Consider the following 14,964-nt stretch of genomic DNA (forward strand, 5'->3'; position numbering starts at 1 on the left):
CAGTTACCGGGTCTGGGCCTCCGCTGCCTGTCGCGCGGACAAACGGTCTTGTCGATCGATCGTTCAGCGAGGTCAGAGCAGAGGTCTATAAACATGCATTTAAAATGCATCTATACCTGCCCTTTGAAAGATGCAAGTGAAATGCATATTATATGGTCGATCGCCGTTTCCGGGAATTCAAATGAAGCTGACGCTGTTCACCGACTATTCGATGCGGGTGCTGCTTTACCTGGCGGCACGTCCGGATCGCCTGTGCTCGATTGCGGAAGTGGCGCAAACCTATCGGATCTCGCAGAACCATCTCATGAAGGTGGTCACCGAACTGGTCCAGTCCGGATACGTTGAAAGCATTCGTGGGCGCAACGGTGGTATCCGGCTTGGAAAGCCTCCAGAAGACATCAACATTGGCGCACTCGTCCGCCGTACCGAGGGCGGTTTCGATCTTGTGGACTGCGGAAACTGCATCGTCGCTCCCGCCTGCCGTCTAACGGGTATGCTCAAGGAAGCACTGTCTGCTTTCCTGGCGGTTCTGGATCGGTATTCGCTGGCGGACCTCGTGACACGGCCCGAGGACTTCGCGCTGATTTTCGATAGCTTGGGTCGCAGTCCTGAATTGGCCAACCCGTGAACGCGGCGAGTTGAGATTGCGAGAGGCAAGCCCCGGCATCTTGTTTGTTTCCCTTGATTGCTTCGCGCTTATATCGGTCGGAAAACAATAGGCGGCATGGCTTCAGGGTTTTGCGCGATATTCGTTAAGGTCTTGATGTCACCGGAGCTTCCAGGGATTTATGATGCTCAGGTCAAGGCCCTCGAAATCTGCTGCATTCCGGGTAACAAACGCGGCGCCTCGCGAAAGGGGAATGGCAGCAATCTGCGCGTCAAACTGGCGGATTGGTCGGCCGTTTTGCGCCGGTCCGTCGAAAGCGACCCGTAGACATCTGCAGCCTCGTGATCAAACGGCGGCACTCGCCCGGCGAGATCTTCGGAAATATTGGTAGAATAGCTGCCTCTAAGTCGCGCCAGCGGCGACCGTCGGGGAGCAAACGTCGGTCACGGCAGTGGTGAAGATTATACCGGTTCCGGTTCTCCAACCTCACCCGCGGCAATTTCTTATCGTCCAACATCCTTCTTCGGACGCGATGGTATCGCATTGCATCCGAACAGATATCTTCGATGTTGCCTGCTTTCGGACGTATTCTCTCTTGGGATGCCGTATCGAAGTCACAAATCGCGCTGCAAATCACGAAGGATGTCGATCAGCTGTGGTGCCAACTCTTTAATCTCAGCAATGTGTGTTTTTGTCAGCCGCTTCAAAACTGCGTCGGCTTTCTCGGTCAGCGCTAATGTTTGCTTTCTCTTGTCTACGAGATCAGTGGTCCGTGAGACATATCCCGCAGCGACGAGCCTTCCAACAAGTTCGGTGGCCGAATGCGGCGCAATAAGCAGGCGCTCAGCCAGGGATCCAATCGTCATGGCTTCGACGCCGCGATGCCCACGGATCGTAAGGAGGGCCTGATGCTGTTGCGCAGGCAAGCCTTCCTGCTGCGCCGCCGATGCGCTGAAATCCATAAAGCGGCGAAGCGTATAGCGCAGGGTGGACAGCGCCTCGTAATCGGCGTCCGTTAGATCGTCCTCCAGTTTTTTCACCTTTCCTCCCCGCGATTTGTGCCTTCGACGTCCATATATGGCCACACCTGTTGGCAGGTAACCCACAGATAGGCGACCGTCGTAAAAATTCCGGCACCTTATGCGAGTGTCGTAGAAAACGCCTGACCCAGCAAACCTGCAGCGTTGCGCGCTCATTATCAACTCTCTGATGCCCGCGACATTCGGCTGGTTGCAGGGAGAGATCGCCTGGCTGCTACCGATTCTCTTCGCCAGTTGATATATGTCGTAATACGATATATATGCGTGCCAACCAATATTGGCAGCAGGATCTACTATGTCACCACAAGAAAACCCGCACCGTACCCATGATTTCATGGGCGGCCTCTCCCGGCGCGAGGCCGGGGATTTTACTACCGACAAGCGCGTTCTCGCGTTAACCGGAATGGCTCTGGTTGTTGGCACCGGCGGCGCCTTTGCTGCCTGGGTTCTGGTCAGTCTCATCTCGCTGGTGACAAACCTTACCTGGTTTGGCCGCCTCAGCGTTGCGCCAGCGTCCTTGGCCGAAGCGCATCGCTCGGTCTGGATGGTTCTCATCCCCGTCATAGGAGGCCTCGTGATCGGGCTGATGGCCCGCTTCGGATCCGAAAAAATCCGCGGTCACGGCATACCGGAGGCGATCGAGGCGATCCTGATCGGGGGCAGCCGCATGTCGCTTAAGGTCGCTATCCTGAAACCGCTCTCATCGGCGGTCTCGATCGGGACCGGGGGGCCGTTTGGTGCGGAAGGGCCGATCATCATGACGGGCGGTGCGATCGGCTCATTGTTTGCGCAGTGCTTCAATCTAAGCTCGGCCGAGCGCAAGACGCTGCTGGTCGCTGGTGCTGCCGCTGGTATGACTGCGATCTTCGGCTCACCGATCGCGGCGATCATGCTGGCCGTTGAACTGCTGCTCTTCGAGTGGAAACCGCGTAGTTTCATCCCTGTCGCGGTTGCCGCCTGTGTCTCCGTTTGCTGGCGACCATTCCTGTTTCAGACGGGTCCACTCTTTCCCAAGCAGTTTCATATGGACCTGCCATGGTGGGGCATCTTGCTTTGTGCGGCGATGGGTATCATCGCGGGCATCCAATCCGGCATCCTGACAACGCTGCTCTACAAGGTTGAAGACCTTTTCGAAGCGCTGCCAATCCATTGGATGTGGTGCCCTGCGCTCGGCGGGCTGGTCATTGGCCTCGGCGGTCTGATCGAGCCAAGGGCACTTGGCGTCGGTTACGATATTATCGACGGTCTGCTGAACAGCAGCATCATGCCCACGACGGTTTTGACGATCCTGCTCGTAAAGGCGGCAATCTGGCTGGTTGCACTCTCGTCGGGAACTTCGGGCGGCGTCCTTGCGCCGCTCCTGATTTTCGGGGGCGCGCTTGGTTGGCTCGTCGGTCTTGTCCTTCCTGGAGATCCCGGCTTCTGGGCACTGCTTGGTATGGCGGCAATGATGGGTGGCACCATGCGCGCGCCACTGACGGGAACCTTCTTTGCCGTCGAGTTGACCGGTGATGTGTCGGCCCTGCTGCCGCTTTTGGCAGCGACAGTTGCCGCCTATGCCGTGACTGTGCTTCTGCTCCGCCGATCGATCCTGACCGAGAAAATCGCCCGCCGCGGCCAGCACATCACCCGCGAATACGGCATCGATCCGTTCGAATTTGCGCGTGCTCGTGACATCATGATCAAGGAGGTCGATACGCTTCCAACCGATATGACCGTTGATACAGCCACCAGCTTTTTTGTAGCGACGGCAAACGCCCACCGTATCTATCCCGTCGTGGACAGCAACGGCGTTCTTAAAGGATTGGTCTCGCGCGCGGATGCCTTGCGGTGGCAGCAAGAGAAGGAGTTTTCCGGCCATCCCCTTGGAGATCTCGTCTCCGACGCCTCGCTACCAATTGCCCATCCCGACGACACGGTTGGCTATGTTGCCGACCTCATGCTCATCACGGACGCTGGTCGCATTCCGATCGTGGATCCACAAAGTGGTCAGCTTAAAGGCCTCATCGCGCGCAAAGACCTGCTCCGGCTTCGCCATACTCTTAGAGCAAGCGAGACAGAACGGCGCCCCTATTTCGGATCGCGCAAGGGCGTGGAGAAAGAGCAGATATGAATTTGAAGCAACGGCGAATGCTTGTGTAGACTGGCCCACCATTCACGTGGTGATGGCAGCACAGGCATTCGGCTTGAGGCAGATGCTTGGACAATGTATCCTAAGGATCATGGGAGTTTCATTTCATCCGTATCAGTCGTCGATTTCAGAAAGCATCTACAATACTGGTCTGGGTTGCATCTTAAACGTTATTGGAGGTGACCATGTTGGGTGTTCGCGACCGTGATACCGTCAGCGCAGCGGTGCACCGAACGCTGTATCTTCACTTCAATGGGCGGCCCGAGGAGATATTTGATGTGAAAAGGATCAGGGCACTGATTGCTGACGATACGGTTGCAACAACCGGCGATCTTGCACTGGAGGCGGACATCTCTGCCCTTATTCTCGAAACGATCGAGGATCATATTGCCTTTTTATGGAGAAATGGAGCGTCTCACACGTTTCACCGCGTGAGTGCGCCGGGCGCACCCCCGGCATGGAGCGCAAGCGAGGGATCAATTCGACATGGCTGAGCGGCAGGATCGTCGACGTCATTGCCAACTGACCAAAGAACTGGCGACTGTCGGGCAGGAGGGCTTCTCCATTCGCGCTGACCTTTAAAAGATCGCTAGCTTCGGGTTAGTGTCGGGTCGTCGAGTGCCGGATTATAGAAAAGCGAAAGCGTCAGGCTTCGTGCTATGCGATCCGCAGTTTCAGAGGTGGCTCGGTTCGTCTGGACAGTTCACGGCGTTTCGCTAAGTGGATTTCCGCCTCGATTATGCCGCCACCATCATTGGTGCCAGCGCATTGAAGTAGGCCTGATCCGGCGTCTGCCGGTCAAGGGATGAATGTGGGCGTCGGCTATTGTAGAAGGTCAGATGGCGGCCAATCCCAGCGCGGGCCTCGGACACTGTTTTATAGGCGTGGAGGTAGACTTCCTCGTATTTGATCGAACGCCAGAGCCGCTCGACGAAGACATTATCCCGCCATGCGCCCTTGCCATCCATCGAGATGGCGATCTCCGCCTTCTTCAGCACAGCGGTGAAGTCGATGGAGGTGAACTGCGAGCCTTGGTCGGTGTTGAATATGTCGGGTCTGCCATAACGGGCCAGCGCTTCCTCGACTGCTTCGATGCAGAAGGCTGCCTCCATCGTGATCGACAGTCGCCACGACAGAACCCTCCGACTGAACCAGTCCACAACGGCGCAGAGATAGACAAATCCGCGAGCCATCGGAAGTGGAGTAAGAAGCGCAGATGCGCTTCTCCTCCCCGAACCGTACGTGCACCTTTCAGCGCATACGGCTCTCTGTTCAAGCTTGGCCCATGGCCATAGCAACGTCATGGTAGTGCGACGTGACGGTACTGCGGTCTTCAATCCGGAAGATGTATGGGTTTTCCTCCGGATTGCGCCACCGGAATTGCGCCTTGGGGCTTGAGACAAGCCGTTTTAGCGCTTTTCCGACAGGGTCACCGCGTTCACTGCGACCATACACGAGCCAGGTTTTTGCCTCGCCCGGTTCCGGGACGCGGCACCATTTCCGCATCAAAGGTTTGATGCGGGATTGATACTTTTGTCCCAGCCAATGCGCCATTTTCCAGAACACCACATGATCGATGCGCCGGAAGACGTACGCCGTGAAGTCGGTGAACTTGTAGAACGCCGCCCATCCCACCAGTTGGCGGTTCAGGCCTGCGATCATGTCGACCGTACTGACACTATGATTGCCGGAAAGGGTTTTGGTCAGTTTGTGGACAAACCCCTTTGCCTTTTCCTTGGGTATCGTCGTGACGATGGACATCCGCCCATGCGCTCCTCGCTTGCGAATGATCCGGTGTCCCAGAAAGACGAAGCCGTCATTGACGTGGGTGACATGGGTCTTTTCCATGTTCAGCGTCAACTTCAACTCACCTTCCAGAAACGCCCGGCATTCCTCACGGATTTCCTCTGCCTGAGCTCTGGTTCCTTTTACGATCACGACAAAGTCGTCAGCGTATCGGCAATAGGCAACAGCCGGTTTCCATTGCCGGTTCTCGCGAACCGTGATGGGGCGGCCCTGCTTGATGCCGAAGTTCCATGCCCATCGGTCCTTGCGGGCCTTGTCGCTCAAATATTTCGCCTCCAGCCACATATCAAACTCGTGGAGCATGATGTTGGACAGGAGCGGTGACAGAACGCCACCTTGCGGAACACCCTCGCTGGAGGCTGTAAACAGGCCACGGTCGATGTGGCCTGCTTTCAAGAACCGATAGAGAAGATCGACGAACCGTCCGTCCTGCACCCTTCGCCGCACGCATTTCAGAAGCAGCCGGTGATGGACCGTGTCGAAGTAGCTGGCCAGATCACCTTCGATGATCCAGCGGCCCCTCGTCGTGTCGGCCCCATCCTGAAGCTGTATCCTTACGGTGCGGACGGCATGATGCACGCTACGTTCCGGCCGGAAGCCATAGGATAAACGATGGAAATCGCTCTCCCAGATTGGCTCCATGGCCATCAGCATGGCGCGTTGGACAATGCGATCCGTCAGGGTCGGAATACCCAGTGGTCTTAGCTTGCCGTTGGGTTTCGGGATATAGATGCGCTTAACCGGCTGGGGGCGATAGGTCTCCTCCAGCAGGCTCGTCCGCAGGTCGTCCAGATGCTGATCCAGTTTGACCTGCAGTCGTTGCTTGTCCATTCCGTCGATGCCCGGTGTTCGTGCGCCACTCGACGCCAGAACGATCCGAGCTGCCTCGGCAAGCCATTCCCGATTGGCAATCAGCCGAAGAAGACGATCAAACCGTCGGTTTGGATCGCTCTCGGCCCATGTTGCGAGCTTGTGCTGCATTTCGCTGATTATCAAAGGTCTTCACCTCTCTTGGTCAGATAGTTTGCACTTCAAGCAATTTGAACTGTTCCCCTTCGCCATGTGGCAGGCTTTCCCTGCCGCGGACTACTACGAGAACTCCGCCAACATGATGGACATCAGGGTCAACTCCCTTGCGACGCAATACTTCGTTGTCATTCCATCATGCCTTCCCTCGTTCATATGCTGGACGTCAGCGTATTGGTGAGGCTGCCGGTCGCAGTCTTTTCCCTTGCGTTCCGCAAGTCGATGCCGATGTCATGGTCTGGCTGCATTCTCCCCATGACCCACCGCGAGCATCCTTACATCTGTGCTCGCGTGCAGATGCACGCCGTCGTACGTGTCTGGCGACATCATCAGCATTCCGCCTGTTAAGCCGTGTAGGCGAAGGCGACCTTTCAGCCCTCAGATGCGAGTTAACCGGTTCGTGTTCCTCAACCTTCCAATACTATAGCCTCGGGAACCATCTTGGCGTAACGACTTCGCCTCAATCCCCTTTACCTGCGGGCTACGTCACCCTGCCAGTTGACGGCAGGTCACCGCCGCTTGGGCTCATGTCCCCTCGCAGCAGGGGACAGGCAAATCTCGAGACCCTCCTTTCTCTTTGCATTCCAGTCATATGCCTCCCCGATTGGGGCGAGGCGCACCATAGGTCAGGTCCATCGCCCAGACTTGGTTGGGCCTTGTGACCGCCAGTTTGCGTAGGAGATAAGGGTAAATCTTGTGCCCAGGTGCCGGTTTCGAAGTGTTCGGGCGACGGTAGATCGCCTCGATGCCCATCTTCTTCATCAGCGTGGCGACGTGCAGCCGCCCAGTCTCCAGCCCTTCTCCCCTCAAGAGCCCTTGCAACATCCGACTTCCGGCAAATGGGTAGTCGAGATGCAACTCGTCGATCCGGCGCATCAGAGCCAGATCGCCGTCAGACACCGGACGCGGCGAATAATAGACACTGCCACGGCTGAAGCCGAGAAGCTTCGCCTGGCGCACGACGGATAGCTTATGCTCGCGGTCGATCATTTCTTTCCGCTCAGCAATCCCGCCTTGCCGAGCGCTCCGGCTAAAAAATCATTCTCCAGCGTCAGCTCCCCGATCTTGGCGTGCAGCGTTTTGATATCGACGGTTGGACCCGCCGGTTCCGCCTTCGCTTCATCGCCGAAAACGCCTGTCGCCCCCTCAAGGAGCTGGTCTTTCCACTGCTTGATCTGGTTGGCGTGCACGTCAAACTGCTGGGACAGTTCCACCAGCGTCTGCTCGCCTCGAATGGCGGCAAGCGCCACTTTTGCCTTGAAAGCCGGGCTATGGTTCCGGCGCGGTCGTCTCGTCATGGTATCTCCTGTTCCTGGCATCTAAGCCGAAGTCAGGCAGAAATTCCACTTATCCTTGCTGTGCAGATTTTCCGAGCCAGCTCTGGGTGCTCACCGGATAACTCAGCCTGCGAGGGCTTCTTTGGACGGCTAAAAAACGAGATGTACTACCATCGCGACTGGATCAATACGACGCTTGACGACTTAGCCCCGCGGAATACCGCCGGAACCTCGGAATTGCAGCGTAAGCAGTCCAAGAATTCGTCCGCACCTCCAGGGGGTCAGTTTCTCATTTCGCCCGACACCGGCAGGCGAGGGGAGACGTCCGCTGATGCCTCCGGCGCGAAAACATCACCGCTAGACGCCGTGCTGAGAGACGGCGCGGAGATCTCGTCGACGTGAATTTCGCTGTTTTCCTCGATGATTTGCGCCATTTCTCTATAATGAACATAAAGTCCGATAATGCAACATTATCGGTCGTTATAGAGAAAAGACGGGCAGTGCGGTTATCTCCTAACGACGGATTTAAACCGCACCGCACAAAATCAGCCCAGCCACGGGTCAACGATAATCGCGCCGGTCCTCTCGAAGTCCTTGACGTTGCGGGTGACCACCGTCAGCCCATGAACGAGGGCCGTTGCCGCGATCAAAGCATCGACTTCATTGCGCCGATCGGGAATGTGCAGATGGGCGCAGCGCGTCGCGACCACCTCGTCGACGGCAATGATGCGTCCGGCAAATTCAGGCCGGACGTGGCTGTCGAGCCAGGTCCGCAACCGCGCGCCTTGCCGGGCATCGCGCCGCTGTACGCCAAGGATCCCACGCTCAAGCTCGAGGATGGTGATTGCCGAGAGGAAAAAGGAGGTCGCATCTTCCCGACTGACCCAGGCGACGACATTGGCGTCGGCCTTACCGTCACCAATCTTGCGCAGTTCTGAGACAACATTGGTGTCGAGCAGATAGGTCAAGAAAGATCCACCGGGCGCGAAACAATCTCGACTCGCTCGGGCGAGAAATCGATGTCGGAAAGCCCGGACATGGACAGAGCCTCGATCAGGTTGCGGCGCTTACCGGACAGACGGTTGAAGTCGTCATAGGTCATCAGCACGTGCGAAGGCTTGCCCCGATCCGTTATAATCACCGGACCACTTTGCGCGGCTTTCTTGGCGCTGCTGACATCGTGATTGAGTTCACGGCTCGTGAGGGTGGACATGGCTCGCACTCCGATGTAGGTATGTACCTACATATAGCATGGATCGCCGCCGATACAAGGCTAGGCGTTAAAGGATGAGGACGCGCCACGGGAATGGAGCGGCGCACCGCTCCATTTCAAGTCATACCGGTCGTTACGCCGCTTCCCAGACCTGGTTCAATATCTTGGCAGCCAAGGCCGCCCTGTCCTGCGGCAGAAAGCGGCCATAGTGCTGCTGCACCACATCCGGGGTGTCCTGGATCGCATCGCTCGCCTGCTCATAAGACCCGGTCTGCTTGAGAATATGGGTTGCCAGGATGTCCCGGAGGTTATGAGGGCCATGCGGCAGCAGGCCCTTGATGGCACCACGGCCGGTATAGGGGTTGTAGAATCCATACCGCTGGATCACGGATCGCCAGGCCTCATAAAACTTGGTCGAGTCATAGGCCGCGTCCAAACTGGTCGTCTTCACTGTCTTGACGAACAGCGTGCCGGGATCCTTTGCCGAACCAAGCAAAACACCGCGATGGCGATCGATATAGGCGTCGAGATATTTATAGAGATCAAGAAGGTCCGGCAGGATGAGCCGGAACGGTTTCTGTCCAAAGAAGGACGAGCCCGCATTTTTGAAGGCTGCCGACGGGATGAGCACCTCCCAGTCACCTTCCCGATCGCTCCAGCGCGGTTCACCGCATTTCAAATCTTCCAGCCGCCGCTCGGACGTCGGGAAATGGCCGCGCGGGCAGACACGAAGCTGGCGAAGGTTCTTCTGCCGAAGTCCCAGATGCAGACCGAGGCGAAGCATCAGGAAGGAGCGGACGGCTTCGGCGGCCGGTCGGGGGTAGCGATCTTCATCCGGCATGCGCTTCAAGATCTCGTCGGCGATCTTGCGGTATTCCGCCAGCGGCTTGTCCGCCTCCGGAATGCACATGATCGGCTCGAACGGATCACGATGCACGCGCATCACCCGCTGCACCTCCTTGGATCTGTTGCCTGCGTGCCGATGAAACGCATCGCAGGCGCCGTGCCAGTCGCGCGCAGCAAATTCGATTTCTTCGGGCGCTATCGGCCCGTCGATCGGCCTGACGTTGTTCAGCAGCTCGGGATGCTGGCGGATCCAACCGACCTCTGAGCGGGTATCTGTCGCGCTATACCCACCGGGTGGCCATCTCGAACAGTCGCCTGATCTCGTTCGAAGAGACCGGCGTCACCTTCCGTTACAAGGACTACCGCCGCGACGGTTCCGATCGGCAGCAGGTCATGACGCTTGCCCCCGACGAGTTCATTCGACGCTTCCTGCTCCACGTTCTCCCGCGGGGGTTCCACCGCATCCGGCATTACGGCCTGCTCGCCGGCAGTTCCCGAAAGACGAGCATCACCCGCGCCCGCGAGCTCCTGAACGCTGCCCCGCCGCTTGTCGACAACGCTGCCGACGAGCCAATCGAGATCCGCCCCCCATGCCCATGTTGCGGCGGACGCATGATCGTCATCGAGGTGTTCGAATGCTGGCATCAGCCACGCGGACCGCCAAACACGGCGACAATGAACCGGGAGAGCGCGTCATGACCCGGCATGGCAGATCCATTCATATGGTCTGCTCAAAGCAGAGCCGGCCAACAGGAGGGCCTGCGCCAGTTCGAATGGCGACGGCTTTAAGCCGGGCAAACGCGCTCCCAATCACCAAGAAAATCTCGGCGATCACGCTTGCAAACACCAATCTCGGCCCGCTGGGATTAACAAACGCCGCTGCGATCGGCGGCCCGCCGGAAGATCCGATACACAAAAACCCCATAGCTCTGAGAATGCCGACCGCGGGTTCCTGCATGAGAGGCTTTCGTACGCCTGACGGCACCCGAAACCCTTAAGCATTCCCGTCGTTCGCGCCGTAGGCGTCGCTACTTTAAAGCCGTCAGTCCGCTTGAAGGGGACCATGGTACCTGCCACACCTTGAGCAAATGGCAGTGATTTCCGGTACCGCCATTCGTCGTCTTCGATCTCATTTTTGACCATGGCTGCAAACTTCAAGCCGTGATCGACCGCCTCGCGAATGAAGCGGGTGCGCCGGCCGGGTCCGACAAGATCCCACAAACTGCCTTAGTTAGTCTCGGCGAAGCAGGCGAGAAGGAGTGCGAGACTAAGGCCGGCCGTAGTCCGCTCCTGCAAGAGGAGCGGATGGGCTACATTGATCACGATGGTCAAGAACGCCAGCCATGAAGTGTTTGAGTACCGCGCGCGATTGTTCGGCCAATGGGCCTACCAAGGGGCTCATACGGCTAGTGACATATCCAGCCTTGTGAAGCATCTGATTTAAGATGCGATTGCTGGTCGGGTTAAAGTTCACATTGCAGATCATGGAAGACACGGTGTCATCCTTTCAGTTTTTCAGAGAAGGCTCGGCATCGGCGCCACTTACTTGTGCGGCATCGAGCGCCAGGGCTTGGGTGATATCATCGTAGGAAACTTGAAGACGCTGACGGATTACCGGAGAAGCGGAGAGGCACGGAATCTCAAGGTGTGTGGCGACACGCTTGTGCGCGGGAAAGCTCAATCCTTCGATGAGTTCTTCATCGACAATCAGACGGTAGGTGCCCGCCTCTTGCGGCTCGAAGAGCGCTTCAACCCTGAATGGTCGCGTGAAGGTAATTTTAGTCTCGGTCGTTCTCATAGGGTTTTCGCCTCGATGTTCACTGGCATGTGCAGTAGTTTCGTTGTCGGCGGTCAGCGGCGCTCGAAAGGCTTGGCTTAAAAATGTCGCTGCGGTTCTTCTACTTCTCAATCGCAAGCCTACCAAAGCCAGCCATCCGTAAGGACGAAAGCGATCATCAGCACGCTCGCGCCGACAAGTAATTGCGACGCGATCATGGAAATGAGATATCGATTGTGACGAAGTGGGAAATGGGAAGACATATTGTCCTCCTCTCGCTTGGGGCCAGGGTAGCAAGCCCTCAAACAGTAGCGCCCTTATCGATGGCTGCTGGAAAATCAACCTTGCGCGCTAATCGCGGCATTAGCAAGAAATCAAATAAGATCATTTGAAGATCCACCCTTGGTCAGATGGCGGTCCCCTCGCTGCCTACCCCCCCCCACTTTGCCCGGATTAATGGTCGATGAAGCAGAACTAGACGCTCAGCATCTCTTTTAGGTGTGCAGCTCTTAAAAACCCCGACCGTTCGTCTCAGCCGGGGCGAGCGTAATGAAATAACCTTGAGTATACTACGCCTTTGCAGAGCGCGCGAATATAACAGCTTGCACTGAAATAAGTTCCATGGGTAATCGCCCTAATCCCAAATCGCAGCGGTCGCATCAAGGGCACACCGCGTGGCGGCAGGTGAGCCCCTATGCTCGGAAACCGAGGAGCCTACTTTCCAACACTTTGATAACCGTATCGTTCCAGTGCCGGGGCAAAGCGCCGTCCTCAAGTCGGGGGGCATAATGAGTGGCTTAATCGCGAGCTTGCATATTGCCACTCCAACCTCCGTCATCTGCCCATCGATTGACTGCTTCCAATCGCACCTGCCGCGGAGTATCGCCCCCATTTGCATGACTTTTCCCGCGTGCATCGAGGGCAACCACGAGATCTTCCTCAGCGTCAATTCCGCCTTGAAACAGTTTGAGCAAGTATTGCGCGGCCTCTCGGGCGACACCTACGTCAACCTTGGACTCCGGACCGAAAAAGCCAGCACGCTGAAGCACGCGATCAAGCATCTGGATATGGGATGTTTCGAGATAGTCGTGGGGAGTGTTGGAAGACATTGCTGTCCTCCTTTTGTTGGGGCGAAGGTATTCAACCTTTACGCAATGGCGCCCGCTTCAAATGCCATTGACAAAAAGACCATGCGGCATACCAGCCAACTAAGCAAGGTAATTAAAATTGCTCAGGCTGCGTGGCGCGGCCTGCCACCTGTCCAGAGGGCAGCAGCGCCCAAACCGCTGCTTCGCGCCCCCATGCACGAACCCGCTTCGCGGGAGGGCGTGCGCGGTGAGGTTAGTGTGATTATCTGAGTTCTAGGCAGGCGGTTGGTGTTGCCTGACCATGGAGTTCCCTTCAACGAGAGGAACGTTCAATGGCCAGCTTCTCCAACAATACCCGGACCACACCGCTTCGCCAACGCATGCAAGAAGACATGGTAATGCGGGGGTTGGGATCCCACACTCAGCAGGATTACATCCGTCATGTCCGGCGCTTCGCCACGTTTCTTGGGCGTGCCCCTGACACCGCAACGGTCGCTGACATACGGCATTTCCAGTTGTATCAGCATGAGAACGGTGTAGGCCCGGCGACGATCAATAGCACGGTTTCAGCGCTGCGCTTTCTGTATACGGTGACGCTAAAACGGCGGGATATGGCGCGAGCGCTGGTGATTACCCGCAATCCACGCAAGCTACCCGATGTGCTGAGCATGGAGGAAGCTGCACGGTTGCTCGAGGCGGCACCAGGCATCAAATACAAAGCGGCGCTCGGGGTAGCCTATGGCGCGGGCTTGCGCGTCTCGGAGGTCGCGCATCTCAAGGTCGATGACATCGACTCGACACGCATGCTGATCCGCGTTGAACAAGGCAAAGGACGCAAGGATCGCAATGCCCTGCTTTCCCCGCAACTCCTTGAACTGTTACGACTGTGGTGGCGCGAAGGAAAGCGGCGCGGCGTGATGCTACCTCATGGCTGGCTGTTTCCGGGACGCAGTCGCACCGACCCGATCTCGTCGCGGCAACTGCATCGCGCTGTTCAGGAAGCTGCGGAGGTCGCCGGTATACACAAGCGCGTCAGTCCGCACACCCTACGGCACAGCTTTGCCACCCACCTTCTGGAGGATGGCACCGATATCCGTGTCAGCCAGGTTCTGCTCGGACATAGCAAGCTGGAGACGACCGCGCTCTATGCCAAGGTTTCTACCCGGACGATCCACGCGGTCGCTGGGCCGCTCGACCGGCTGATGGCACTTATGGAAGGCAAGACGCCCGACGACTGAGCCATGCGTACCTCGATCGAGGTCGCCGATATCTTCCGTGTTGCCGGGCCGACCTATCGGAAAGCCCAACTCCGACCATCCTCCGGGCGGTTGACACATCTTATATATCCGTTATTCTGGATATATGGAAAACAACAGTGCAATCAGCGCGCTCTCGGCGCTTGCCCAGGCGACCCGGCTCGAAACCTTCAGGACTCTCGTTCGTCATGAACCGGAAGGTGTGCCCGCCGGCGAGCTTGCGAGGATGCTCGACGTTCCACAGAACACAATGTCAGCCCACCTTGCCACGCTGGCGAGGGCAGGGCTCATCAAAAGCGAGCGCCAGAGCCGTTCAATTATCTACCGGGCGGATCTCGACGTGTTCCGTGACCTGACACTGTTCCTGCTGAAGGACTGCTGCGGAGGATCGGCCGAACTGTGCGCACCGTTGATCGCCGAACTCACGCCCTGTTGCGCGCCTGCCGCGAGGCCGTCATGACGTCGATCAAGCTTGAGCCTGTCGGAGGCGACGACCCCGGATTGAAGGCGGCTCTGATCGAGGCGCATCTGCCGACCGATGATATCGGCGAGGATGGCCGCTCGTTCTACAGGGCCGTAACGGAGAATGGCGCGATCGTCGGTTACTCCGGTATCGAGGACTGCGGCGCCGCCTGTCTCCTCAGGTCGCTGGTCATTCTGCCCGAATACCGTCGCCGAGAGTTAGGCAGAATCCTTGTACACATGACGATTGAGCAAGCGGGAGAGGCATCGACTGTCTATCTCGCGACCACCACAGCCTCCGGGTTCTTCGAAATCCTGGGCTTTTCCGTCGTGGCCCGACCTGACGTTCCCGCCGCCGTTCTCTCGACCCGCCAGCTTTCGGGCATCTGCCCGGCCTCTGCGACCATCATGAAGCTTACCAGGCCACCGACCTAA

At 57.5% G+C, this 14,964-nt stretch carries 12 protein-coding genes and 7 pseudogenes; 9 read left to right on the forward strand and 10 right to left on the reverse strand.

Translation table 11 applies throughout. From position 1 onward, the window contains the following. Window positions 1-181 precede the first annotated feature (181 nt). Window positions 182-628, forward strand: coding sequence for an Rrf2 family transcriptional regulator (locus ASD36_RS07665; RefSeq protein ID WP_060509636.1), 447 nt, complete (start codon window positions 182-184; stop codon window positions 626-628). 138 nt (window positions 629-766) lie between these two features. On the opposite strand, the pseudogene ASD36_RS31265 reads toward ASD36_RS07665, so the two are convergent. After that, window positions 767-1,046: pseudogene (locus ASD36_RS31265) on the reverse strand (VapC toxin family PIN domain ribonuclease); the annotation flags it as partial. A gap of 175 nt (window positions 1,047-1,221) precedes the next feature. Next, on the reverse strand, window positions 1,222-1,569 hold the full coding sequence (locus ASD36_RS07675; RefSeq protein ID WP_112834714.1) for a MarR family transcriptional regulator: 348 nt from the start codon (window positions 1,567-1,569) through the stop codon (window positions 1,222-1,224). 373 nt (window positions 1,570-1,942) lie between these two features. Here ASD36_RS07675 and ASD36_RS07680 point away from each other — a divergent pair, with 373 nt between their 5' ends. Together ASD36_RS07680 and ASD36_RS07685 are read left to right on the forward strand one after the other, a co-directional pair. After that, window positions 1,943-3,760 (forward strand): chloride channel protein, encoded by a 1,818-nt coding sequence (locus tag ASD36_RS07680; RefSeq protein ID WP_060509641.1) that lies wholly within the window; start codon window positions 1,943-1,945, stop codon window positions 3,758-3,760. Window positions 3,761-3,963: 203 nt separating this feature from the next. Beyond that, on the forward strand, window positions 3,964-4,272 hold the full coding sequence (locus ASD36_RS07685) for a hypothetical protein (protein WP_060509643.1): 309 nt from the start codon (window positions 3,964-3,966) through the stop codon (window positions 4,270-4,272). A 95-nt stretch (window positions 4,273-4,367) separates the two neighbouring features. Here the strand turns inward: ASD36_RS07685 and ASD36_RS31270 are convergent. From ASD36_RS31270 to ASD36_RS29790, 4 genes and pseudogenes are all read right to left on the reverse strand, one after another. Beyond that, a pseudogene (locus ASD36_RS31270) lies at window positions 4,368-4,451 on the reverse strand (globin); the annotation flags it as partial. 64 nt (window positions 4,452-4,515) lie between these two features. Beyond that, a pseudogene (locus ASD36_RS07690) lies at window positions 4,516-4,992 on the reverse strand (DDE-type integrase/transposase/recombinase); the annotation flags it as partial. Window positions 4,993-5,050: 58 nt separating this feature from the next. Beyond that, window positions 5,051-6,580: a group II intron reverse transcriptase/maturase gene (gene ltrA / locus ASD36_RS07695; protein ID WP_277995990.1), complete on the reverse strand. Its 1,530-nt coding sequence runs from the start codon at window positions 6,578-6,580 to the stop codon at window positions 5,051-5,053. 651 nt (window positions 6,581-7,231) lie between these two features. Further along, a pseudogene (locus ASD36_RS29790) lies at window positions 7,232-7,908 on the reverse strand (IS3 family transposase); the annotation flags it as partial. 75 nt (window positions 7,909-7,983) lie between these two features. Here ASD36_RS29790 and ASD36_RS31275 point away from each other — a divergent pair. Continuing rightward, window positions 7,984-8,135, forward strand: a pseudogene (locus ASD36_RS31275) (IS3 family transposase); the annotation flags it as partial. Window positions 8,136-8,432: 297 nt separating this feature from the next. Here ASD36_RS31275 and ASD36_RS07720 read toward each other — a convergent pair. The 3 genes and pseudogenes from ASD36_RS07720 to ASD36_RS07730 all read right to left on the reverse strand — a co-directional run. Further along, a complete protein-coding gene (locus tag ASD36_RS07720; RefSeq protein WP_060509650.1) occupies window positions 8,433-8,855 on the reverse strand; it encodes a type II toxin-antitoxin system VapC family toxin in 423 nt (140 codons plus the stop codon). Further along, on the reverse strand, window positions 8,852-9,100 hold the full coding sequence (locus tag ASD36_RS07725; RefSeq protein ID WP_060509652.1) for a type II toxin-antitoxin system Phd/YefM family antitoxin: 249 nt from the start codon (window positions 9,098-9,100) through the stop codon (window positions 8,852-8,854). Before ASD36_RS07725 ends, ASD36_RS07720 begins: the two co-directional genes overlap by 4 nt. Window positions 9,101-9,233: 133 nt before the next feature. Beyond that, window positions 9,234-10,217 (reverse strand): annotated as a pseudogene (locus tag ASD36_RS07730) (hypothetical protein); the annotation flags it as partial. Between ASD36_RS07730 and ASD36_RS07735 the strand changes: the two are divergent. After that, window positions 10,217-10,645, forward strand: a pseudogene (locus tag ASD36_RS07735) (transposase); the annotation flags it as partial. The pseudogenes ASD36_RS07730 and ASD36_RS07735 sit on opposite strands and share 1 nt — an antisense overlap. 808 nt (window positions 10,646-11,453) lie before the next feature. Here ASD36_RS07735 and ASD36_RS07750 read toward each other — a convergent pair. After that, window positions 11,454-11,744 (reverse strand): hypothetical protein, encoded by a 291-nt coding sequence (locus tag ASD36_RS07750; protein ID WP_060509659.1) that lies wholly within the window; start codon window positions 11,742-11,744, stop codon window positions 11,454-11,456. Between the two features lie 767 nt (window positions 11,745-12,511). Between ASD36_RS07750 and ASD36_RS07760 the strand changes: the two genes are divergently transcribed. The 4 genes from ASD36_RS07760 to arsN2 all read left to right on the forward strand — a co-directional run bounded on the left by ASD36_RS07760 (window position 12,512) and on the right by arsN2 (window position 14,964). Then, window positions 12,512-13,081: a hypothetical protein gene (locus ASD36_RS07760; protein WP_156393816.1), complete on the forward strand. Its 570-nt coding sequence runs from the start codon at window positions 12,512-12,514 to the stop codon at window positions 13,079-13,081. A 62-nt stretch (window positions 13,082-13,143) separates the two neighbouring features. Beyond that, on the forward strand, window positions 13,144-14,049 hold the full coding sequence (locus ASD36_RS07765; protein ID WP_060509666.1) for a site-specific integrase: 906 nt from the start codon (window positions 13,144-13,146) through the stop codon (window positions 14,047-14,049). Between the two features lie 124 nt (window positions 14,050-14,173). Next, entirely contained in the window at window positions 14,174-14,527 is a 354-nt protein-coding gene (locus ASD36_RS07770; protein WP_060509672.1) for a metalloregulator ArsR/SmtB family transcription factor, read from the forward strand. Continuing rightward, a complete protein-coding gene (gene arsN2 / locus ASD36_RS07775) occupies window positions 14,524-14,964 on the forward strand; it encodes an arsenic resistance N-acetyltransferase ArsN2 (protein ID WP_060509673.1) in 441 nt (146 codons plus the stop codon). The genes ASD36_RS07770 and arsN2 overlap by 4 nt, the downstream gene beginning before the upstream one ends.

This window comes from Rhizobium sp. Root1334 (assembly GCF_001426665.1).
Taxonomy (GTDB): domain Bacteria; phylum Pseudomonadota; class Alphaproteobacteria; order Rhizobiales; family Rhizobiaceae; genus Pararhizobium.